Origin of the sequence: Nocardia sp. CS682, assembly GCF_004634405.1 — a bacterium.
Lineage (GTDB): Bacteria > Actinomycetota > Actinomycetes > Mycobacteriales > Mycobacteriaceae > Nocardia > Nocardia ninae.
In genome coordinates this window covers 463,793-486,160 of sequence record NZ_CP029710.1, presented here as the reverse complement: position 1 = coordinate 486,160, position 22,368 = coordinate 463,793, and the positions used below count along the sequence as shown (strand labels likewise).

Below are 22,368 nucleotides of genomic sequence, written 5' to 3'. Positions count from 1 at the left end.
GAGCGGACACGGAGCGCCATCGCCGACCGGGCACCCACCCGGCAGTGAACACGGAGTACACGATGGTTTCGCGATGGAAGCACACCGCCGCATGCGCGGCAGCGATGGTCACGGCCGCACTACCGGTCGGCGTCGCATCGACCGCGCACGCCGCACCGCAGGACTGCCCTGACCTGTATGTCGTGGCGATACCCGGTACCTGGGAGACCTCGAATGCCGAGCCCGGCAAGGGAATCCTCGCCGCGGCCGCCGACAACCTGCCCGGCAATGTCCGCACCGATTACGTCGCGTACCCGGCGACCGCGTTCCCGTGGGAGGGCGACGTGTACGGTCGCTCCAAGCAGGAAGCCGTCAAGGGTGCGCGCGCCCTGCTCGGCGCGATGGCACAGCGTTGTGACAACACCCGATTCGCGCTGCTCGGCTACAGCCAGGGCGCGGATGCCGCCGGTGACGTCGCCGCGGAGATCGGCACCGGGCTCGGTGTCGTGCCGCCCAACCGCGTCGAGCTGGTCGGACTCGTCTCCGATCCGCGTCGTTCGCCCACCGACACCCTCATCGGCCCGCCCGTCGCGGGCGCCGGCGCCGGCGGTCCGCGCCTCGGCGGCTTCGGCTGGCTCAGCCCGCAGACCTACACCTTCTGTGCCCCAGGCGATCTGTACTGCGCCACCCCCGACGGCGACTTCGCCGCACGCTTCGCCGGCTTCTTCGCGCAGATCTCCAACCCCAACCCCGCCATGTTCGACATTTACCAGCAGCAGGCGAACGAACTCATCGCCGACGCGCTCGCCGCAGGCGGACTCGGGTTGCTTGCCGACCAGCTCAACAATTCGGCCTATGAAGAGCGCAAACGGCAGGTCGACGACTTCCTGAAGTCCGGTATCCACCAGAGCTACCCCGGTTACGCCATCGGCGGGGGAGCCACGCCGCTGACCTGGTTGCGGCAGCGGTTGATCGAGGCGACCCGCAGGTGATTCGAGACCGGTCCGGTGTTGTCACCGGACCGGTTTTCTCGCTGGGTTGAATTACTTGCTGGGCAACTGGTTCCGGTCACGGATGACCGCGCACAGCGCGGCGGCCTCGTCGGGGTCGGTCTCGAAACGATCGAAGCCTTGGGGCACACCGACTCCCGCGAACGACACCGCGCCGCCGGTAGCTCCGGGCACCGGCACACGAACGGCAGCGTGCAGGTCCGCGACACTGGTAGCCTCGATCACTCGAACGGCATTGGCCGCGCGCACGCCACCGCACGCCATCACCTCGATCGCCCCGAAACCCTGCCGCACCAGCTCTTTGATCAACGGTGCACCATCCAGCACGGAGCGCTGCCGCCCCGAAGTCAGCACCCGGGTGAAGCCGAATCCGATCGCGTCGTCCAACGCCCGCTGCGAAGAAGCACTGACATCGATCGCACGGTGCAACGTGACCTCCAAACCTTCCGCCGCCTCCACGAACGCCGCACACGCCGGATCGAGCGCACCCGACGAATCCAGCGCCCCGACCACGACCCCCTCGGCTCCAGCCGCCCGAGCCGCCGCAATATCCCCGACCATCACCGAAACTTCCTCAGCTGCATAGTGAAAGTCACCCGGCCGCGGCCGAACAAGCACGTGCACTGGGATTCCCCATACCACCGCCCGCTCGATCAGCGCCACACTCGGCGTCAACCCCCCATCAGAAAGCCCAGCACACAACTCGACCCGATCCGCCCCCGCCCTCGCAGCAACCCGCACCCCGGCGATCGACTCGACACTGATCTCTATCCGCACCCCAGCGAGTATCCCCGCAAGCGGCACCGACTCGATAGATACCAGCATGGTGGGCGCGGTGTATGCCGCTGATCTGCACACGCGCGGCGGAGCCTGGACCGGTGCCACGATAGGAACGTGACCCTGATAGAGGTAGTGCTCGGCGACATCACCGACGAGACCGTGGATGCCATAGTCACCGCGGCGAACGAATCGCTGCTGGGCGGTGGCGGTGTCGACTGGGCGGTTCACCAGGCGGCCGGGCCGCGACTGGCCCAGGCAGGTGCTGCGATCGCACCGTGCCTGCCGGGCGATGCGATGGCGACACCGGCGTTCGACCTCGAACCACCGGTCAAGTACGTGATCCACACCGTCGGGCCGGTGTGGGATGGCGGGGCCTACGGTGAGGCCGACACGTTGGCGTCGTGCTATCGGCGTTGCCTTCAGGTGGCCGACGAACTGCAGGTCCGGAGTATTGCGTTTCCGGCCGTTGCCACCGGGGTCTACGGGTTTCCGCCCGCTTCGGCCGCGCGGATCGCCGTTGCGACGATCCGGTCCACGCGAACCACCGTTTCCCTGATCCGCCTGGTGGCCTTCGACCAGGCAACCCATGACTTGCTTGTCGAAGCAACCCGAACAGACGATCTGGCGGTGGAAGAGAACCCACACCGATAACCCGGATCACGAGGTGCCGCAACCCAAATCGGCAGGTCGTCGAACCGTCATGGATGCAGACGCGGTGCAGCGGCACCCGCTATTTGCGGCGAAAGAGGTGGTGTTCCAGCCGATGCCGACCATCGTCGCAAAATACGGAGGCGGATGGGGTGGCGCGCGACTAGCGTCGCAGGGATGTTGCCTTGGTCTGCTGAGCTCGCCGGACGTCTCGATGAACATGTCTTCGACAGTGTGTTGCTGCGGGACAATCCGTTGCGGGATCCGCACGAGCGGCCGTTGTGGGTTTATGTGCCACCGGGTTACGAAGAGGCGGGGGATCGGCGGTATCCGACGGTCTATGTGATTCAGGGCTATACCGGGCATGTCCAGATGTGGCGGAATCGGATGGCGTTTCGCCGTCCGTTCACCGAGACCGCCGATGAGGTGTTCGCGACGGGGGAGGCGCCGCCTGCCATCGTGGTGTATGTCGATGCGTGGACTGCCTATGGGGGTAGCCAGTTCGTGGACTCGGTGGGGACGGGGCCGTACCACTCGTACCTGTGCGATGAGATCGTGCCGTGGGTCGATGCGCACTATCGCACGGTCGCCGATAGTGATCACCGCGGCATCATGGGCAAGAGCAGTGGCGGATTCGGCGCGATGATCACGCCGATGCTGCGGCCGGATCTGTTCGGCGCCTTGGCGACGCACGCCGGTGACGCACTCTACGAGTACTGCTACCTGCCGGGCTTCGCGGCCGCGGTGCGTCAGCTTCGCCCGTACGACGGCGATATTCATCGGTGGTGGGCGGAGTTTCAGCAGCGGGTGTCCTTCACCAAGCCCGAAGATCAGGATCTGCTGTTGTTGTACGGGGTTACGGCCTGCTTCACGCCGGGTCCGGACGGACGACCGGAGCTGCCTTTCGATCCGCGCACCGGCGTGCTGAAACCCGATGTCTGGCAACGTTGGCTGGAACGGGACCCGGTCCGCATGGTGCCGAAGTACGCCGAGGCCATGCGCTCGATGCGGGCGATCTGGATCGACGGCGGCACGCAGGACGAGTGGTACCTGGATATCGGTGCCGAGGCCTTCCGGCAGGCATTGCTGGACAACGGAGTGCCGTCGGACATCATCGCCTTCGAACTGTTCGACGCCAAACACGGCGGCATCGACTACCGCTATCCGATGTCGCTGGCGTGGCTGGTCAAACAGCTGGATACGCCGGTCGCTGCGGAAAACCAGTGACCGGCTGAACTATTCGAGCGCGTCGTGCTGGTCGGCGATCACCACGGCGTTGCCGCCCAATTGCTTCGCCCGATACATGGCCGCGTCCGAACTGCGGAACACGATGCGATGGATCGCTGCGGGATGCGGCCCGTAAGTCCGGACGGGTTCGAATTCCGCGGCCCCGACGCTGGCGGTGATGGGGCTCGGCAGGCCGGGCATCGACTCGACCGCATGCCGCAGCCGCTCGGCGACGGCACCGATGGATTCACCGTGCAGGTGGCCGACGACCATGAACTCCTCTCCGCCGGTGCGCACGACGATCGCGTCGGGTCGCGCCGCCGCCCGCAAACAGTCGGCCGTCCGGATGAGCACCTCGTCGCCGAACGAATGCCCGAAGGTGTCGTTGACGGACTTGAACCGATCCAGGTCCAGCGTCACCACATAGACGCCGCCGCGGCTGCGCGGGCCGAAGAACCGGGGCAGGTGCGATTCGAGACCACGCCGGTTCAACAGCCTGGTCAGCGGGTCCGACAGCGCGTCCACCCGCAGCAGCCAGCTACAGAAGTGCACGACCGGCAGCACCACGACGGTCACCGCGAGCACGACGAGCACGACCACCAAGCCGAGCGCGACATCGCCTTTCCCGTGGCCCGTGCCCGGCGGCATGCCGAGAACCATCATCGTCGCCAACACCACGATCGAGACCACGGACCAGCCGACATGCAGTGCCAGCACCTGCGGACCGTGGAAGATGGTGATGTATCCGCCGGTGGTCACCAGCAGCACGCACCCCATCGCGCCGAGCAGGCGATCCTGGATCATCACATTGTTGGCGGTGATGGCGATGTCCACCCCGGCGACCCACAGCAGCGACTCGATCTCGCTCGGCCACGGCAACAACCACCAGCGCAGCGTCCATACCCCGGCGAGCCCGACCACAACGATGGCCTGCATATCGCCGACGGTCCCGGTCTGGCCCGCATGGGAAATCAGCGCCAGCACCGTGATCAACCCGAGGACGATGCCCCCGGACCCGAGCATGGTTTTCAACGGTCCGAGCGCGGAGTGGGATTCGAGCGTGTCGATCAGCCACCGGTAATCGACCCGGTATCGCCACCAGGCGCGCACCATCGCTCGACTGTTGGTCACCGATCCACCGCCTTACGCTGGCAAATCTCCGGTAACTGGAAGTTCGCCAACCAAAGTATCAAAGAAAATGCGGGGTCTACGGAAGCGGTAGATCCGGTCAGGCGTCCTACTGGTTGTCGGCGAGCGGCGCGAACCACCGCGGAATCACGTCCCAGATGAACGAGCTGATGCACTCGGCGGTGGGACCCGACAAGATTTCACCGACGAAGTAGATGCCGTGTCTGCCCTGAATGTCCGCTATGCGGTCGAACCAGCCCGCACGGACCGCGGCCGCACTCGGGTACGCAGGCCATTCGGCGATGGTCTCGGCGACCAACTGCGGGTCGGGGAACAGGAACAGGCTCTCCTTGGCGAGGGACCAGGCTTGCGCGTCCGATATCGAGGTGTCGGAATTGCTGAAGCACACCCAGTACGGGCCTGGGTGCTGCTTGTTGGCCGCGGTGATGCGGTGCCTGGCCTGTTCGGGATCGGTGTCGGTATAGCTGCCGTACGGGTCGATCACCCAGAACCCCAGGGGCTCAGGCGAATCCGGTCGCCGCGGGAAGGCGAGGATCTCCTCCGGCACCCGGATGAGATAGCTGCGCGTCCAGGCCCGCGGACAGTTCCGTTCGGCGAACAGCTCATGGATCTCGCCGGTGCGGAAGATCTCTCGGATCTGGGTGGCGCGCGTGGTCACCACCACCCGCGAGTAGATTGCGCTGCGCGGTGCGCCGTCCACCGTGTAGGTGACCCGAACCCCTTCTGCGGGAACAGGTTCGATTCCGGTTACCCGACTGTTCACCGTGACCGCGAGCCGATGGTCATCGAGCACCTGGCGCAGGAAACTGACGAACCCCTGCGGAAAGCTCACGCTGACCGGTCGGCGTGAACCCATCTGCGCGACCAATGAAGCCGGCATCCGCGCCAGCAGCGCCTGCTTCTCCGAGGGATACAGCGACAGGATCAGCTTTGCCAGCTGCGAGACGTGTCCGCAGATGTGCGCGTTGATGTTGATGATGGTCTCGGCGGGCTGGCGCGGTCGACGCATGTTGGCGTAGATCGCCAAACCCTGCAAGACCTCGCCGACCAGCGGTGCGTGGCGCGCCCGGTACGTCTCCCAGGTCTCGCCGGGAATCCGATCGAACGCCAATCCGCCCGGCCCCGGCGCGGTCCTGTTCCGGATCGCCTGCTCGAGGATGGTCCAGGCCTCGATCAGCTGGTCGACCGCCTGCTCCGGGGTCAGGGTCCGGAACAGCGGAAGGAAATGTGGCGGCACCGCCAGTTGCGGCTTACCGGACTCGGATCTGCCGACGAAATACAGCGCTTCGGGCTGCGTCCGGACCGGATGCCTTCGCATCAACTCGTGGATGGCGGTGCCCGTCATATCCTCGCCGAAGTCCTGCTGGGCGACGAGATGCGCTTGGAAATCATAGATTTCACCCTCGACCTCGACGGTCTGCGCGTAGCCGCCGAGCTCCGAGCTTGCCTCGAGAATATCGATGTTCTCGAACCCGAGTTCGCGCAGTTTCGCCGCCGCCAGAATCCCGCTCTGGCCGGCACCGACAATGCAGACGGGTGCCGCGAGATCCATGAGGACTCCTACGGGTCGACGAACGCGGGGCCGCGCGTGCCCTGAGTATGCGGCACCGAAGTTCCGGGACGGTCCAGTTGGAAAACAGTTCCGCGCGGTCCGGACGGCGGGATGTGCCGACGTCAGGCGCGCGTCGCTCTGGCTACGGCGTCGACCAACCGCTCGATGTCGTGTTCGTTGTTGTACCCGTGCGGGGAGATGCGCAGCCCGCCCGCACGCGCGGACACCGCGATACCCTCCGCCTGTAATTGCTTGGCCAGCAAGGGAATCGGCAGGCCACCGGGATGAACGGCGACGATCCCGGACCGTCCCTCGGATGACCGGTCCGATAAAACGGTCGCGCCGACCGCCGCGAGACCCGAGCACGCCAGCTCGCACAGGCGATCGACATGCGACCAGATCGCCGGGACGCCCGCCGCGTGCAGGAGATCGATCGATGCACCGAGGGCGGCGATACCGGTCACATTCGGCATGCCGCCTTCCAAACGCCGTGCGGTGTCGTCGAATACCAGCTCGAGGTTGTCCCATTCCTCGCGGTGCGCCACCGAATTCCACCCGGGCTCCAGCGGCCGCAGCAACTCCAGTCGCGAGCCCCGCACGTACAGCACGCCGCAACCTTCGGGCCCGAGCAGCCACTTGTGTCCGTCGGCCATCGCGAAATCGACACCCCAGGCGTCCAATTCGGCGGGAATCACGCCGAGCCCCTGGATGACGTCCACGCACAACAAGGCGCCAGCCTCGCGGCACACCCGGCCCAGTTCCGCGAGATCGACCCGCCAGCCGCGGCCGAACTGGACCCAACTGGTGACGACCAGCTTCGGTGGCGGTCCGGCCTGGATCCGGTCTGCGAACGCCGCCGTGGTGAGTTTTCCGCCGGGGCCTTCGGGCTGGACCCGATCCACCCGAACACCCCGATCGGCCAGCGCCAGCCAGGGGTAGAGCGTGGACGGGAATTCCAGATCCGGCACGACCACGCGGTCGCCGGGGGACCAGTCCAGACCGTTGGCGACCATGCCGAGTCCGGTGGTGGTGTTCTTGACGAACGCGATATCGGTCGACGGCACCCCCATCAGTCGTGCGGCCGACGAACGCACCCGTTCGATCTCGGCACTGTGCGCCGGGTAGGTGAACTCACCGTCCAGGGAAACCTCGGTCGCGCGCCGGTGCATCGCGTCGACCGCAGGCTGGGGCAACGGGCTGATTCCGGCGTGATTGAGATAGGACCAGCGGCGCGCGGCCGGGAAGTGTTCGCGGGGAAGGGCAGTGGTGGCGCCGGTCGCGGGCATCGCATTACCTCCGGATCAAGCGGACAGCATGTCCATTTCTGTTACTCGAAGGGTACGACTCAAGCGGGCATCGCGTCCACTTGTTGCGGCGGGTGGGTAATTGTCCGGTTCGGCCGGGTGGCGCGGTGCCGGTGGAAGATCCTTTGGTCTGCGAACGTTATGGTCGATCGTGATCGAAACGACGAGCGTGCCGCTGGTGGGACTGATCGCATGCTGATCGGTTTGATCGCCGCACTACTTGCCTGCGTGGGATATGGGTTGGGGTCGGTCTTGCAGGCGTATGCCGCGCGCCGGTCGGCTGCGGTGGCGCTGGAGTATGGGGTGGGTGGGCAGGTCACCGAGACCGGTGCACCGACCGTTGCCTCCACGGTGGCCGCGGCATTGACGGTGTGGTTCATCGTCGGCAGCGTGCTCGACGTCGTCGGTTTCGCGGGTAACGCGGTGTCTGCACGCTTGATCCCGCTGTTCCTTTCCCAGACCATCATGAGCGCGAACCTGATCGTCACCGCGGTGCTGGGCATCTTCATCCTCGGCATCCGCCTGCACCTGCGCGACTGGCTGGCGATCTGCACGGTGATCCTCGCGCTGGCCGCACTCGGCGGGGCCGCAGGCCACGAAGGTGGTGGCAGCGACAACCCGGTGATGCACTGGGGCGTCCTGATCGGCTCGGTGGTGTTGTTCGCCGGCAGTCAACTGGTGGTGCGCCGCCTCGGCTCCAGGGGCGCAGTGGCCGCGGGCTTGGCCGCCGGAATGCTGTTCGGCGCCTTGGCAATCGCGGTGCGCATCGTGCACGGAATCGACCCGTTGGACATCCCGACCCTGCTCGCCGACCCCGCCGCCTGGACCATCGCGATCGCCGGCATCGGCGGCTTCTACCTGCACACCGTTGCGCTGCAACTGGGTTCGGTGAACGGCGCCACCGCAGCACTGGTGGTCGGTGAGACCGTCATTCCCGGCATCGTCGGCGTACTCGTCCTCGGCGACACCGCGCGCCCCGGCCTCGAATGGCTCGTCGGTGCCGGCTTCGTCCTGGCCATCGGCGGAGCCGTCGCGGTCGCGGTGTTCGGCAATGTATCCCAACTGGAAACTGCGGACGTGTAAATCAGCTCTCCGTCACAGAGGGGCGGTCGGACCTGAATGCCGCGTCGAACGAGGCGCTCGGTGGAGTGATGGCGTTGAGGCGGCGGACGAAGGCGAGGGCTTCGGGGGCGCCTGCGAGACGATCCATGCCCGCGTCTTCCCATTCGATGGAGATCGGTCCGGTGTAGCCGATGGCATTGAGGGCGCGGAAGCAGTCCTCCCACGGCACATCGCCGCGGCCGGTGGACACGAAGTCCCAGCCGCGGCGCAGGTCGGCCCACGGTAGGTGGGAGGACAGGCGGCCGCGGCGGCCGTCGCCGCAGCGGACCTTGGTGTCCTTGCAGTCCACGTGGTAGATGCGGTCGGCGAAGTCCAGGATGAAGGCGACCGGATCGAGGTCCTGCCAGATGAAATGCGAAGGGTCCCAGTTCAACCCGAAGGCAGGGCGGTGATCGATGGCGGCCAGGGTGTGCACGGTGGTCCAGTAGTCGTAGGCGATCTCGCTGGGATGCACCTCGTGTGCAAAGCGGACTCCTTCGGCGTCGAACACGTCGAGGATCGGATGCCACCGCTGCGCGAAGTCTTGGTAGCCGCGTTCGATGGTCTCCGGTGGCACCGGCGGGAACATCGCGAGGGTGTGCCAGATACTCGATCCGGTGAAGCCGACGACCGTGCGCACGCCCAGCCGCGCGGCCGCCCGCGCCGTATCGGCCATTTCGGCGGCCGCGCGCCTGCGCACACCTTCCGGCTCACCGTCGCCCCAGATACGCTGCGGCACAATGGCTCGGTGCCGCTCATCGATCGGATGATCGCAGACCGCCTGACCGACAAGGTGATTGGACAAGGCGAAAACCTGTAGTCCGTGTCGCTCAAGGGTCTTGCGCTTGCGTGCCGAGTAATCGGGATCGGCGAGCGCCTTGTCGACTTCGAAGTGATCGCCCGAGCAGGCGATTTCGAGCCCGTCGTAACCCCATTCCGCCGCGAGCCGACACACCTCCTCGAACGGCAGGTCGGCCCACTGCCCGGTGAACAGCGTGATCGGTCTCATGGTTGTCCTCCTCCGATGACGGTCCAGCGCCCGTCGTCCGCCGCGCTGGCCTCGACCGCCGCGAGTACCCGCTGCACTGCGAGTCCGTCGGCGAAGCCGGGGCTCGGGTCTTTGCCCGCCGCGATCGCGATCACCAGATCGGCCACCTCGTTGGTGAACGTGTGGTCGTATCCGAGCCCGTGCCCGGCGGGCCACCAGGCTCCGGTGTAGGGGTGCTGCGGTTCGGTCACCAGGATGCGGCGGAACCCGGCGGTTTCCGGTTCTTCGGTGTGGTCGTGGAACCACAACTCGTTCATCGACTCCAGGTCGAAGGCCAGGCTGCCGTGGGTGCCGTTGAGCTCCAGGCGAAGCGAGTTCTTGCGCCCGGCCGCCACCCTGGTCGCCTCGAACGACGCCAGGCCGCCGCCGGAGAGCCGCCCGAGGAACAGCGCGGCGTCGTCCACCGTGACCGGACCGCGGCCGCCCCCGTCCGGCAGCGGGCGTTCGGTGACGAACGTGTCCAGCAACGCCGAAACCCCCGTCAGCGTCTCTCCGGTGACGAACTGGGTGGCGTCGATGATGTGCGCGCCGATATCGCCGAGCGCCCCCGACCCGGCGCGCCGTCGATCGAGCCGCCAGGTCAGCGGTGCGCCCGGATCGGCAAGCCAATCCTGCAGATACAGCGCCCGCACATGCCGGACGGTGCCGATTCGCCCCTGCGCCACCAGATTTCGGGCCAGCGCCAGCGCGGGCACCCGCCGATAACTGAACCCGACCATCGACCGGACCCCGCGAGTCGCGGCCTGCTCGGCGGCGGCGGCCATCGACTCCGCCTCGGCGACGGTGTTGGCCATCGGCTTCTCGCACAGCACGTGTTTGCCGGCTTGCAAAGCGGCAATGGCGATTTCGGCATGGCTGTCACCGGGCGTGCAGATATCGATGAGATCGACATCGTCGCGGTCGAGCAACTGTTTCCAGTCGCCCACCGCGCCGGACCAGCCGAGCCGGGCGGCCGCGACCGAGGCCCGATCGGCGTCGCGCCCCGCGAGCACGACGGGCACCGGCCGCCACGGCAGGTCGAAGAACGCGTCCACACTGCGCCAGGCATGCGAATGGGCGCGCCCCATGAAGGCGTGGCCGACCATCCCGATACCGAGCGTGCGGCGGTCTGTCGAGGTCATCTGGCTCCGATCGGTCAGTAGCCGTTCGCTAGGTACTGTTCGGCGTTGTCCTTGGTGACCACCGCGGAGAATGTGGTGATCTTCGCGGGCACATCGTGTTCGGCGAGATCACCGAGGGCCCGGCGCTGCCCGAGCAGCCGGGCGAGCGCGACCGCCGAGGAGGCCATCGCCGGGCTGTAGAGCACAGTGGCTTGCAGCGGCGAGTTGCCCGCCTGGATCTCGCGCATGGCCTGGGCCGAGCCACCACCGCCGACCATGACGAATTCACCGGATCGGTTGGCCTGCTTGATCGCGCCGAGCACGCCGATGCCCTGGTCGTCGTCGTGGTTCCACATCGCGTCGATCTTCTTCGTCGCCTGCAGCATCTGGCTGGCGACCTGCTGACCGCCGGCGGCGGTGAAATCGGTGGATTGCCTTGCCGCGACGCGGAATCCGGCGGCGGTGAGGGCGTCCTGGAAACCTCGGCTGCGCTCCTGGGTGAGCTGGAGATTGTCGATGCCCGCGATCTCCACGATCACCGGATCGGCGATACCCGCGTCCTTCATCTTGCGGACGATGAACGTGCCTGCGTTGACGCCCATGCCGTAGTTGTCGCCACCGATCCAGGTACGGTAGGCCAGCGCCGAGGCGAAGACCCGGTCCAGGTTTATCACCGGAATCCCGGCGGCCATCGCGTTCTTCGCCACCTCGGTGAGCGCGTTGCCGTCGAACGGCAACACCACGAGCACGTCGACCTTCTGGTTGATCATCGACTGCACCTGCTCGATCTGGCGACTGACGTCGTTGGTGCCCTCGGTGACGTTCAGCGTGACGTCGGCGAATTTCTCGGCCTGCGCCCGCGCGTTGCGGGTGACCGCCGCGGTCCAGCCGTGGTCGGCGGCGGGCGCGGAAAACCCCACGCGCACTTGCTTTCCGGCAGCCGAGTTGTCGCCGGTACCACCGGCTACCTGCGTGCTGGCGGTGGTGTCGTTCGAGGTGCACGCGGCGGCGAGGACGCCTGCGCCTGCGGCCAGGCCGGAGAGCAGGATGCCGCGACGGGGGAGCGAGTGTGTGGAGCCCATGATGTTCCTTGGTGAAGAGTTCAGGTGAGGGTGGGGACCGCGCGGGCGCGACCGAAGCGCTGGAACAGCAGGACGGCCACGATGATGGCGCCCTTGCCGATCGCCTGGATGGGTTGTTCGAGGTTGTTGAGGATGAACAGGTCCTCGATCACGGTGAAGACGAGCACGCCGAGGATCGAGCCGGTGATGGTGCCGAAGCCGCCGCTGAGCAGCGTGCCGCCGATGACCACCGCGGCGATCGCGTCCAGCTCGTAGAGCTGACCGTTGGTGCTGGTGCCGGTGGTGGTCTGCGCGGTGAGCATGACGGCGGCGATACCGCAGCACAATCCCGACGCCGCGTAGAGGAGCAGGGTGTGCCTGCGCACGTCGATCCCGGCCAGCCGGGCCGCCTCCGGATTGCCGCCCACCGCCGCGCTGCGTCGGCCGAAGGTGGTGCGCTCCAATACGATCCAGCCGATCGCGACCACCACCACGAACAGGTAGACCAGCAGGGGGATGCCGAGCACCCGGTTCTGCGCGAGGGCGAGCAAGTCGGTGGTGACGAGCTGCGATTGCCGCCCGGAGATCTGCTCGGCCAGCCCGCGCGCGGCCACCATCATGGCCAGCGTGACGATGAACGGTACTAATCGGCCGTAGGCGATGAGCGCCCCGTTCAGCACTCCGCAGCCGAGGCCGACGAGTAGCGCGCACAGCACCATCCCGGCCACGCCGTAGGACTGGGTGGCGGTGGTGGTGCACCAGACCGAGGCCAACGCGATGATCGCGCCGACCGAGAGGTCGATGCCGCCGCCGATGATCACGAACGTCATGCCGACGGTCACCACGCCGATCACCGACGCCAGGGTCAGGATGGTGATCATATTGCCGGTGCTGAGAAAGTCCTCGCCCTTGGTCAAGGCGCCGACGAGCAATAGCGCGATGAGCGCGACGATCAGCGTCAGGTGCTTGCGTAGTTCGCCGCGTCCGGCCTTGCGTCGGCTCGTGGGCGGCGGATCACCGTCCACCGCCGGTGTTTTCGCCTCGGCGCGAACCGTGGGTGTGCTGCGGATGCGTTCGGTCACAGCGCACTCCCTTCCATGATCATGGCGATGATGTCGGGCTCGGTGAGCTCGGCCGCGGCCGCCGCGTGGATGATCTCGCCGTCGCGCAGGACCAGCACCCGGTCGGCCAGCCCGAGCAGTTCGGGCAGGTCGCTGGACACCATCAGCACCGCGACACCCCGTTCGGCGAGCCCACGGACCTGCGCGTACACGTCGGCGCGGGCACCGACATCGACCCCGCGGGTCGGCTCGTCGAGCAGCAGCACCCGGCAGTCCTCCAGCAGCCAGCGGGCCAGTACCGTCTTCTGCTGATTGCCACCGGAGAGGCCACGCACGGGGTAGTTCGGGTCGGCGGGGCGAACGCCGACGCGAGCGAGCACGCCGCCGGTCTCCGCGCGTTCCCTGCGGCGGTCGAACCAGCCGAACCGCGAATAGCGCGGCAGTGACGCGGCAGAGATGTTGCGCCCCACTGATTCCAGCAGAAACAACCCCTGCGATTTGCGCTCCTCGGGCGCCAATCCCATCCCGGCGGCCACCGCCGCGGTCGTGCTGCCCGGCCGGACCCGGTTACCGTCGACCTCGACCAGCCCCGTCGACGCGGGCCGTGCGCCGTAGATCGTTTCCAGCACTTCCGAGCGGCCCGAGCCGACCAAGCCTGCGAGGCCGACGATTTCGCCTGCGCGCACCGCGAACGAGATGTCCCGGAACCGCCCGGCCAGACCGAGTCCGGTCACCCGGAGCACCTCGGCGGCATCCTCGGCATACGAAGGCTGTTGCGCGAGCAGCTTTTCGGCACCATTGCCGCCGGTCATCAGCGCGACGACCTGGTCGGTGCCGGTGGTGCGGGCGGGTAGTCCGGTGGCGACGGTGCGACCGTCCTTCAACACGGTGATCCGGTCGCCGATGGTGCGGATCTCGTCCAGCCGATGCGAGATGTACACGACGGCAACACCGTCGGCGCGCAACTGATCGATGATGCGGAAGAGGTTGGTCACCTCGTCGTTGCCGAGCGCGGCGGAGGGTTCGTCCATCACGATGAGGCGGGCGTCGTAGGACAGTGCCCGCGCCATGCTGACCACCTGCTTGGCCGCCGCGGGCAGGGTGCCGACTATCGTGTCCGGCCGCAGCTCCCCGTGCCCGAGGCGGTCGAGCAGGGCGGTCGCGGCGCGGGCGGTCGACCCGCGGCGGGTGAATCCGGCCCGCGCCTGTTCGTGCCCGAGGAAGATGTTCTCGGCGATGTCGAGGCCGTCGCACAGATCCAATTCCTGGTAGATCGTGGCGATGCCGAGCCGGGTGGCGGCGGCGGGGCCGGACAGTCGCACCGGTGCGCCGAGCCAGTGCAGCTCGCCGGCGTCCGGATGATGCGCTCCGGCAAGCACTTTGATCAGGGTGGACTTGCCCGCGCCGTTCTGGCCGAGCAGGCAGTGCACCTCGCCGGCGCGGACGTCGAGGTCGACGTGGTCGAGGGCGCGCACGCCGGGGAAGTCCTTGACGATGCCCCGCATGGTCAGCACGGTGTTCATGGCCGAGTTCCTTGCCGTGTGGTCAGGCGACGCTGAAGATGTGATCGCTGATGAGCCGCGCCGCGCCGATCACGCCGCCGAGCTCGGCGAGCTCGGAGAGCACGACCGGCAGATTGCCGGTGGCCAGCGGCGACGACCTGCGATAGACCACGCTGCGGATCTCCGCGAGCAGCGGATGGCCGAACCCGGTGAGTCCGCCCGCGATCACCACCAGCCCCGGGTTGAAGAAGCTGACCAACCCGGCCAGCGCGGTCCCGAGATGGGTGCCCGCATCCCGAATCATGGCCACCGCCAACGGGTCTCCCGCTGCGGCGGCGTCGGCCAGGTCGGTCGCGGTGAGTGCGCCCGCGGTGGCGAGGCGGTCGGTCAGGAACGGTGACCGCGCGGCGCGGGCGGTGGCTTCTCTGGCCAACGCGGCGCCACCGGCGTAGGCCTCGAGGCAGCCGCTGTTGCCGCAGGCGCAGACCGGGCCGTCGTCGGTGATCCGCAGGTGGCCGATATCGCCGGCGCTGCCGGACACGCCGCGGTAGATGCCGCCGTCGACGACGATGCCGCAGCCGATCCCGGTGCCAGCCTTGACGAGCAGGAAATCCGCCACCGAATGTGCTGAGCCGGCCTGCATCTCGCCGAGCGCCAAGATGTTCACATCGTTGTCGACCAGCACCGGGCAGCCGAGCTCCTGCGCGATGGCCTCGCGCACCGGAAAGCGGTGCCAGCCCGGCATTATCGGCGGCGCGACCGGCATGCCGTCCCGGAAGCTCACCGGGCCGGGCACGCCGACACCTGCCCCGTGTAGCCGCCCGGACATGCTCGGGTCGGCGCGGAGTTTGCCGAGCAGATCGAGCGCCCGCTCCAGCACCGCGGCCGGACCCTGCCGGATATCACCCGGCTCGGACAGCTGCCCGAGCACGCGCAGCTCCCCGTCGGTCACCGCGACGTCGATGGACGTCGCGCCGATATCGATGGCCGCGAAACGCAGACCCGACGCCAGCATGGCGATCGCCGAACGTCGGCCGCCGCTGGAGGCCGCCAACCCGCCGGCTTCGATCAGCCCGAGCGCGGTGAGCCGATCGAGTTCGACCGCGAGCTTGGACCTGGACAGCTCCATCGGCTGACCGAGTTCCGACCGCGACTGCGGCCCGCGATCCCGCAGCAACCGCAAAATCCGGGCCTGGTGGGCATTTTCAGGTCGTGCCGCGATCCGCATCAGATGCTTCTTTCTCTGCAACTGAGCGAATTCAACCGCACTTCCGCAAGTTCCGGAGGTGCTTTCGGTAAATCGAGACGAAGTTTGTTCTCTGACAGGACAAAGCAGTCGATGCCAGGAGACCAGTGGGACGAACGTGCTGCGTGGCCGACGATCAGCCTGGGGGCGAGGGCGTCTGACCGATCACATCATCGTGGTCGGATCCGCGTCGCGGCGCTCGATCTCGGCTTGCAGCGCGGCCCGCGCGGCGGCGAACGCGGCAGCCCAGCCGTCTGCCGCGGGACGGTCGAACAGGTAGGACAGGTCGACCTCGCCGAATGTCTGCTCGATGAACGCGGTGTCCGCCGCCGACGGCTGCCATTCCGCGACCACGGCGGTCACCTGCTCGGCCCGAATGTTGTGCTCTGCGACCAATTTCTGCCAGGCGCACCGCACCGCGTGGTCGTCCTGCGTCTGCACCATGGCGAGGAAGCCGTCGTCGGGGTCGGGCCCCACCATGAAGACCACGACGCTTTCCGTGGGGCCGGCAACGTTCATCAAGCTCTCCCGATCCGATCCGATCCGACAGGTGGCAGCGCCCACTTCAGCACAGGCGACGGACCGCCCCTGATTTCAGGGGCGACCGGCGAAGGGGAAGATGGACCGATGCCCGGAGAAACGGATCGCAAGGGAAAGGTGGGCCGACCACCGCGGCTGTCGCAGGACGCCATTGTCGTCGCTGCCGATCGACTGCTGCGGACCGAAGGGGCCGACGGCCTCTCGATGCGGCGGTTGGCGAAGGAACTGGGCAGCACGCCGATGGCGCTGTATCACCATGTGCGTGACAAGGACGAACTCCTGCTGCTGCTGTTGGAGTCGCATGCCCGGCATATCCCGCGGCGGGAGTACTCCGATGACCCGCGGGAGCGGCTCCTCGAAGTCGCCTGTGCCCTGTACGAAGGCCTCGCCGAGCGTCCGTGGATCATCGAGGTATTGACCTCCGACCCGCTGTTCGTGCCCTCGGCGATGGGGATGGTCGAGCTGATGGTGGCCGCTGCTGTGGACTGCGGGTGCAGCACCGAGGAAGCCGTCGACGTGTACCGCACCATCTGGTACTACATCGTGGGCGACCTCATCATCCGGGTGAACCGGGAGCGCCGGAAGTCGCGGCTCGAGACGGCTATCGACCCGGCCATGGATCGGCTCGATGCCGAAGAGCTGCCCACGCTCGCCGCGATCGCCGACGAGTGGGGTGAGCTGACCTACCGCGATACGCATCGGAAAGGGCTGGCGGCCATAGTGAACGGGCTCTTGCCGCCACGCTGACCGGAGCCGGGCTCGTCACCACACTACGACCGAGCGCAGCACGTCGCCGTGGTGCATGGCGGCGAAGGCCTTTTCCACCTCGTCGAGTGAGATGCGTTCGGTGACAAAGCGTTCCAGGGGGAGTCGGCCCTGGCGGTAGAGGTCGATCAACATCGGGAAGTCACGCTCGGGCAGGCAGTCGCCGTACCAGGAGGATTTCAACGCGCCGCCGCGCGAGAAGAGGTCGATCAACGGCAGCTCGAGGATCATCTCCGGGGTCGGCACGCCGACCAGCACGACGGTGCCCGCCAGGTCGCGGCCGTAGCAGGCCTGCTTCCAGGTCTCCGGGCGGCCGACGGCGTCGATCACCACATCGGCGCCGAAGCCGTCGGTGAGTTCCTGGATCCGCTCGACCACGTCCTCGGCGCTCGCGTCGATCTCGTGGGTGGCGCCGAACTGCTTGGCCCAGGCGAGTTTTCGTGGATCGCGGTCGACCGCGATGATGGTCGCGGCCCCGGCCAGCCGTGCGCCGGCGATCGCGGCATCGCCGACACCGCCGCAGCCGATCACCGCCACGCTGTCCCCGCGCGAGACATTGCCGGTGTGCATCGCCGCGCCGATGCCCGCCATCACGCCGCAGCCGAGCAGTCCGGCGACGGCCGGGTCGGCGGCGGGATCGACTTTGGTGCACTGTTTTTCGTGGACGAGCGTCTTGTCGGCGAACGCGCCGATGCCCAGAGCCGCGGTGAGCTCGGTGCCGTCGGTGAGCGTCATGCTTCTGCTGGCATTGCTCGTGTCGAAGCAGTACCAGGGACGCCCGCGGCGGCACGCGCGGCATTCGCCGCAGATCGCCCGCCAGTTCAGGATGACGAAATCGCCTACGGACACGTGGGTGACGGATTCCCCGACGATCTCCACGATGCCCGCCGCCTCGTGGCCGAGCAGGAACGGGAATTCGTCGTTGATGCCGCCCTCCCGGTAGTGCAGGTCGGTGTGGCACACCCCGCACGACTGCACGCGTACCACGACGTCGTGCGGTCCGGGATCGGGGATCACCACGTCGACCAGCTCCACCGGGACGCCGATGTGGCGGGCGATGACGCCGCGAACGGTTTCGGGCACAAATCCTCCTACGGGGTGGCGATGGCCGCGGGCCGCCGCTCGATCTGCTTGCGGTACCTGGTGAACAGGCGTGCGTTGTCGATGGCGAAGACGGCGACGGGTACGCCGTCGCGTTCGTAGACTGCGGTGCACGACGGTGTGGACGGGTCGCCGTCGACGAAGCGCAGCACGTCGTCCGGTCGGCGGTAGCCGGCGAATTGGATCATCCGGCCGTACTGGCGTGACCAGAAATAGGTGGACGGAACGGGCTCCGCTGGTGCGCCGGTCAGGGCGGCCGCGACGATCCGGGCCTGCGCGGTGGCGTTCGACCAGTGCTCGCAACGATGGAGTGCGCCGAGCTCATCGTGATAGGAGCGGGCGCAGTCGCCGATGGCGTAGATGTCCGGAACCGTGGTGTGGCAGCGGGAATCCGTGACGAAGCCGTCGCCGATGCGCAGCGGCGAGTCCTGTGCCCATTCGGTGTTGGGGATCGCGCCGATACCGATGATCACGGCATCGGCGGGGAGTAGCGTGCCGTCGGTCAGCCGGACCGCGCTGACGCGGTCGTCGCCCACGAATTCGGCCACGGCGATGCCGGTGCGTAACCGGACGCCGTTGGCCGCGTGCAGATCCGCGCACAGTGCCCCGAGGCGTGGGCCGAAGACACCGGCGAGTGGGTCGGTGGCGAGTTCGACGATGGTCGCCTGCACGCCGAGAGTGGCGGCGGTCGAGGCGATTTCGGCACCGATCAGGCCCGCGCCGACGATCACCACGGCGCGTGCGGTGTGCAAGGAGGCGCGGATCGCGCGCGCGTCATCGATGGTGCGCAGCGTATGGATACCGGAGAGTGTCTGTGCGCCGGGCAATGATCGAGCGCGGGCCCCGGTGGCGAGCACCAGCGATTGCCCGGCGACCACTGTGCCATCGTCCAGAGTCACGCCGGGACCGCTTGCCGCCGAGGTGATTCCGACTGCGCGGCGGCCGAGCAGCCAGCGGGTGCGGGGATCGTCGGCGCCGTCGTCCAGGGCGATATCGACATCGCCGTGCAGGAACTCTTTCGACAGCGGTGGGCGGTCGTAGGGCGGATGTACCTCATCGCCGATGACGGTGATATCGCCGTCGTAGCCATGCGTGCGCAGCCCCCGTACCAGCGAGAACCCGGCCAACGAGGCGCCGACGACGACCACGCTCATGACTGCGCCTCGCTCGGCAGCGTCGTGTGCGTCGTCGACCGCAACGCACTCATGACGCCTCTGTCGAGACCACGACGTCGCCGTCGAGCACCCGCACCGCATAGGTTCGTACCGCGACCTTGGCCGGTGGCCCCGAGACCCGCCCGGTGCGCAGATCGAAACACGATTCGTGCAGCGGGCATTCGACCGTGCAGTTATCCACCCAGCCGTCGGCGAGGGACGCGTCCTGATGGGTGCAGGTGTCGTCGATCGCGAACAAGCCCTCCTCGGTGTGGAATACCGCGATCGGCGTGCCGTGGTCCGGTCGCACGGTGGCGACTTCGCCGACCGGCAGGTCCGCGAGGCGCGCGACGAACAGTTCCGTCCCGGAGGGGGCTGTCTGTTTCGCAAGGGATTCCATAAACCCTCCAAGAGTTGCTCAGAGCGCAACTGATATCGCAATACGCAACAGTGTGCGCCGGTTAACGGCAGCCGTCAACCCCCGAATCGCCCTGTGAACAACAGGTTTCCACCTGTTGACAGCGCGCCTCCGCAGGCGGACTATTTGTTGCGTAATAAGAATTAGTTGCGCTACAAGCAACACCGGAGGCACCCTTTGGCTAACCCGAGAGTTGTCATCATCGGAGCCGGGATAGTCGGGACATCTCTCGCCGACGAAATGACCGCCCGCGGTTGGTCCGATATCACCGTGCTCGATCGGGGACCACTCTTTCGTACCGGCGGATCCACCTCGCACGCACCGGGTTTGGTGTTCCAGACCAACCCGTCCAAGACGATGACCGAGTTCGCCCGGTACACCACCGAAAAGTTCGGCGCGCTCGATCATTCCGGCGGGCGAGCCTTCGACCCGGTCGGCGGCCTGGAGGTGGCGACCACCCCGGACCGCTGGCGCGACCTGCACCGCAAGGCGGGCTGGGCCCAGTCGTGGGGCATCGAGGGGCGCCTGCTGGATGCGTCCGAATGCGCGGCCCGGTATCCACTGCTCGATGTCGATCAGGTTATCGGTGGATTCCACACTCCGGCAGATGGTTTGGCGAACGCGCTGAACGCCGCGGCGGCTCAGGCGCGGGCGGCGGCCGGTCGTGGTGCGCGTTTCCGGCCGAACCAGGAGGTGCTCGGCATCGAGGAGAGCGGTGGCCGAGTCGTCGGTGTGCGGACGGCCGACGGCGTGCTCGCCGCGGATATCGTCGTCTGCGCGGCGGGATTCTGGGGCGCGGAGCTGGCGCGAAAGGTCGGCCTCGTCGTGCCGCTGGTGCCGATGGCCCACCAATACGCCAAGACCGGACCGCTGGCCGCGCTGGCAGACCGCGGCCGGGCCGCAAGCCTGCCGATCCTGCGTCACCAAGATCAAGATTTGTATTTTCGCCAGCACGGCGATCGCATGGGCATCGGCTACTACGGCCACGCCCCGATGCCGGTGGACATGTCCACGCTGACATCGGCGACCGCCGGCGAAGCAATGCCCTCGATGCTGCCCTTCACCGAGGCCGATTTCGTGCCCGCCTGGCGGGAATCGATGAAAGTGCTCCCGGCGCTCGGCGATTCGAAACCGGAAGAAGGTTTCAACGGGATATTTTCCTTTACCCCCGACGGCTTTTCGATCATGGGTGAACACCGTGAACTCGCGGGATTCTGGGTTGCCGAGGCCGTATGGGTCACCCATTCGGCCGGCGTGGCCAAGGCGACGGCGGAATGGATCATCGACGGCGCGCCGGGCACCGACGTGCACGAGTGCGATCTCTATCGTTTCGAGGACGCCGCGCGCAGCGGGGAATTCATCATGCAGACGAGCTCGCAGGCCTTCGTCGAGGTCTACGACATCATCCATCCGCACCAGTATCGGACCGCGCTCCGCGGTCTGCGGACCAGCCCGTTCCACGGTCGCCAGGAGCAACTAGGCGCGTTCTTCTTCGAGGGTGGCGGCTGGGAGCGTCCCGCGTGGTATGAAGTCAATGCTGAACTGGCGCAACGACTTCGCGACGACGGGCTGCCGTTCCCGGAACGCGACGAATGGTCGAGCAAGTTCTGGTCGCCGATCGCCATCGCCGAGGCACACTGGACCAGGGAGCGGGTCGCGATGTTCGATATGACCCCGCTGACCCGATACGAGGTCGCCGGTCCGGGCGCGCTGGACCTCCTGCAACGGCTCACCACGAACAATCTGGACAAGAGCGTCGGCTCGGTGACCTATGCGCTGCTGCTCGACGAGACAGGCGGTATCCGCAGCGATCTCACCGTCGCCCGGCTCGGTCCGCAACGCTTCCAGGTAGGCGCCAACGGTCCGCTGGACTTCGACTGGTTCACCAGGCACCTGCCCGCCGACGGATCGGTGCTGCTGCGCGACATCACCGGCGGCACCTGCTGTATCGGCGTGTGGGGCCCGAACGCGCGAGATCTGGTGCAGCCTTTGTGCTCCGATGATCTGTCGCATGCGGCGTTCAAATACTTCCGGGCCCTGCACACCCACCTCGGCGCCATCCCGGTCACCATGCTGCGCGTCTCCTACGTCGGCGAGCTCGGCTGGGAGATCTACGCGACCGCGGAGTACGGCAACGCGCTGTGGGACCTGCTGTGGGCCGCAGGCGCCGCACACGAGGTCATCGCGGCGGGCCGGATCGCGTTCAACAGCCTGCGCATCGAAAAGGGCTACCGCAGTTGGGGCACCGACATGACCGCCGAGCACCTGCCCGCCGCCGCGGGTCTCGACTTCGCGGTGCGGATGACCAAGCCCGACTTCATCGGCAAGAGCGCCCTGGAACAGGCCGCTCCGCCAGGAAAGCTGCTGCGCAGCATCGTGTTCGAGAATCCCTCGGCGGTCGTCCTCGGCAAAGAACCGGTTTACCTGGACGGCTCGTGCGCGGGATACGTGACCAGCGCGGGCTACTCGACCACCCTCGGCCGCTGCGTCGCCTATGCCTGGCTACCCGCGGCGGTCGCCGTGGGCGACACCGTCGAGGTCGACTATCTCGGCTCCCGCTACCTCGCTTCGGTGCACACCGAGCCGGTGGTGGATCCCGAGATGTCCAGGATCAAGAGGTAG

Annotated in this window: 20 protein-coding genes; 6 read left to right on the top strand and 14 right to left on the bottom strand. The window is 67.4% G+C overall.

Annotated elements, in window-relative coordinates:
• Positions 1–62: 62 nt before the first annotated feature.
• Positions 63–971, top strand: coding sequence for a cutinase family protein (locus tag DMB37_RS02250; protein ID WP_135231215.1), 909 nt, complete (start codon positions 63–65; stop codon positions 969–971).
• A gap of 51 nt (positions 972–1,022) precedes the next feature.
• On the opposite strand, the gene DMB37_RS02245 is transcribed toward DMB37_RS02250, so the two are convergent.
• Positions 1,023–1,814, bottom strand: coding sequence for a copper homeostasis protein CutC (locus tag DMB37_RS02245; protein WP_135231214.1), 792 nt, complete (start codon positions 1,812–1,814; stop codon positions 1,023–1,025).
• 87 nt (positions 1,815–1,901) lie between these two features.
• Here DMB37_RS02245 and DMB37_RS02240 point away from each other — a divergent pair, with 87 nt between their 5' ends.
• On the top strand, positions 1,902–2,420 hold the full coding sequence (locus DMB37_RS02240; protein WP_240772206.1) for a macro domain-containing protein: 519 nt from the start codon (positions 1,902–1,904) through the stop codon (positions 2,418–2,420).
• Between the two features lie 174 nt (positions 2,421–2,594).
• Positions 2,595–3,644 carry an esterase family protein gene (locus tag DMB37_RS02235; protein WP_135231213.1) on the top strand — a complete coding sequence of 350 codons (1,050 nt, stop codon included), beginning with the start codon at positions 2,595–2,597 and terminating at the stop codon, positions 3,642–3,644.
• 9 nt (positions 3,645–3,653) lie between these two features.
• On the opposite strand, the gene DMB37_RS02230 is transcribed toward DMB37_RS02235, so the two are convergent.
• The 3 genes from DMB37_RS02230 to DMB37_RS02220 form a co-directional block, all read right to left on the bottom strand.
• The gene (locus tag DMB37_RS02230) at positions 3,654–4,775 is read right to left on the bottom strand and encodes a GGDEF domain-containing protein (protein ID WP_135231212.1); all 1,122 of its coding nucleotides are present in this window, start codon (positions 4,773–4,775) and stop codon (positions 3,654–3,656) included.
• Positions 4,776–4,881: 106 nt separating this feature from the next.
• Entirely contained in the window at positions 4,882–6,345 is a 1,464-nt protein-coding gene (locus DMB37_RS02225; protein ID WP_135231211.1) for an NAD(P)/FAD-dependent oxidoreductase, read from the bottom strand.
• Positions 6,346–6,467: 122 nt separating this feature from the next.
• Positions 6,468–7,631 carry an aminotransferase class V-fold PLP-dependent enzyme gene (locus DMB37_RS02220; RefSeq protein WP_135231210.1) on the bottom strand — a complete coding sequence of 388 codons (1,164 nt, stop codon included), beginning with the start codon at positions 7,629–7,631 and terminating at the stop codon, positions 6,468–6,470.
• Between the two features lie 210 nt (positions 7,632–7,841).
• On the opposite strand from DMB37_RS02220, the gene DMB37_RS02215 reads away from it, so the two are divergent.
• Entirely contained in the window at positions 7,842–8,732 is an 891-nt protein-coding gene (locus DMB37_RS02215) for a hypothetical protein (RefSeq protein ID WP_135231209.1), read from the top strand.
• Position 8,733: 1 nt separating this feature from the next.
• Here the strand turns inward: DMB37_RS02215 and DMB37_RS02210 are convergent, their stop codons facing one another.
• From DMB37_RS02210 to DMB37_RS02180, 7 genes are all read right to left on the bottom strand, one after another.
• A complete protein-coding gene (locus DMB37_RS02210) occupies positions 8,734–9,759 on the bottom strand; it encodes a sugar phosphate isomerase/epimerase (protein WP_135231208.1) in 1,026 nt (341 codons plus the stop codon).
• A complete protein-coding gene (locus DMB37_RS02205; RefSeq protein ID WP_135231207.1) occupies positions 9,756–10,919 on the bottom strand; it encodes a Gfo/Idh/MocA family protein in 1,164 nt (387 codons plus the stop codon). Before DMB37_RS02205 ends, DMB37_RS02210 begins: the two co-directional genes overlap by 4 nt.
• Positions 10,920–10,933: 14 nt before the next feature.
• Entirely contained in the window at positions 10,934–11,980 is a 1,047-nt protein-coding gene (locus tag DMB37_RS02200; protein ID WP_135231206.1) for a substrate-binding domain-containing protein, read from the bottom strand.
• Positions 11,981–12,000: 20 nt separating this feature from the next.
• Positions 12,001–13,041 (bottom strand): ABC transporter permease, encoded by a 1,041-nt coding sequence (locus tag DMB37_RS02195; RefSeq protein WP_240772205.1) that lies wholly within the window; start codon positions 13,039–13,041, stop codon positions 12,001–12,003.
• Positions 13,038–14,543: a sugar ABC transporter ATP-binding protein gene (locus DMB37_RS02190; RefSeq protein ID WP_135231205.1), complete on the bottom strand. Its 1,506-nt coding sequence runs from the start codon at positions 14,541–14,543 to the stop codon at positions 13,038–13,040. Before DMB37_RS02190 ends, DMB37_RS02195 begins: the two co-directional genes overlap by 4 nt.
• A 22-nt stretch (positions 14,544–14,565) precedes the next feature.
• A complete protein-coding gene (locus DMB37_RS02185; protein WP_206055157.1) occupies positions 14,566–15,750 on the bottom strand; it encodes an ROK family transcriptional regulator in 1,185 nt (394 codons plus the stop codon).
• A gap of 183 nt (positions 15,751–15,933) precedes the next feature.
• Positions 15,934–16,287, bottom strand: a complete 354-nt coding sequence (locus DMB37_RS02180; RefSeq protein ID WP_135231204.1) for a hypothetical protein — start codon at positions 16,285–16,287, stop codon at positions 15,934–15,936.
• Between the two features lie 108 nt (positions 16,288–16,395).
• Between DMB37_RS02180 and DMB37_RS02175 the strand changes: the two genes are divergently transcribed.
• On the top strand, positions 16,396–17,055 hold the full coding sequence (locus DMB37_RS02175) for a TetR/AcrR family transcriptional regulator (protein WP_135231203.1): 660 nt from the start codon (positions 16,396–16,398) through the stop codon (positions 17,053–17,055).
• Between the two features lie 15 nt (positions 17,056–17,070).
• Here the strand turns inward: DMB37_RS02175 and DMB37_RS02170 are convergent, their stop codons facing one another.
• From DMB37_RS02170 to DMB37_RS02160, 3 genes are read right to left on the bottom strand one after another with little or no spacing between them, the layout of a single operon-like run.
• On the bottom strand, positions 17,071–18,156 hold the full coding sequence (locus DMB37_RS02170) for an S-(hydroxymethyl)mycothiol dehydrogenase (RefSeq protein WP_135231202.1): 1,086 nt from the start codon (positions 18,154–18,156) through the stop codon (positions 17,071–17,073).
• Between the two features lie 8 nt (positions 18,157–18,164).
• Positions 18,165–19,328 (bottom strand): NAD(P)/FAD-dependent oxidoreductase, encoded by a 1,164-nt coding sequence (locus tag DMB37_RS02165; RefSeq protein WP_135231201.1) that lies wholly within the window; start codon positions 19,326–19,328, stop codon positions 18,165–18,167.
• Positions 19,329–19,377: 49 nt separating this feature from the next.
• Complete coding sequence (locus DMB37_RS02160) at positions 19,378–19,728, bottom strand: bifunctional 3-phenylpropionate/cinnamic acid dioxygenase ferredoxin subunit (protein WP_135231200.1); 351 nt, start codon at positions 19,726–19,728, stop codon at positions 19,378–19,380.
• A 195-nt stretch (positions 19,729–19,923) separates the two neighbouring features.
• Here DMB37_RS02160 and DMB37_RS02155 point away from each other — a divergent pair, with 195 nt between their 5' ends.
• Positions 19,924–22,368, top strand: a complete 2,445-nt coding sequence (locus tag DMB37_RS02155; RefSeq protein ID WP_135231199.1) for an FAD-dependent oxidoreductase — start codon at positions 19,924–19,926, stop codon at positions 22,366–22,368.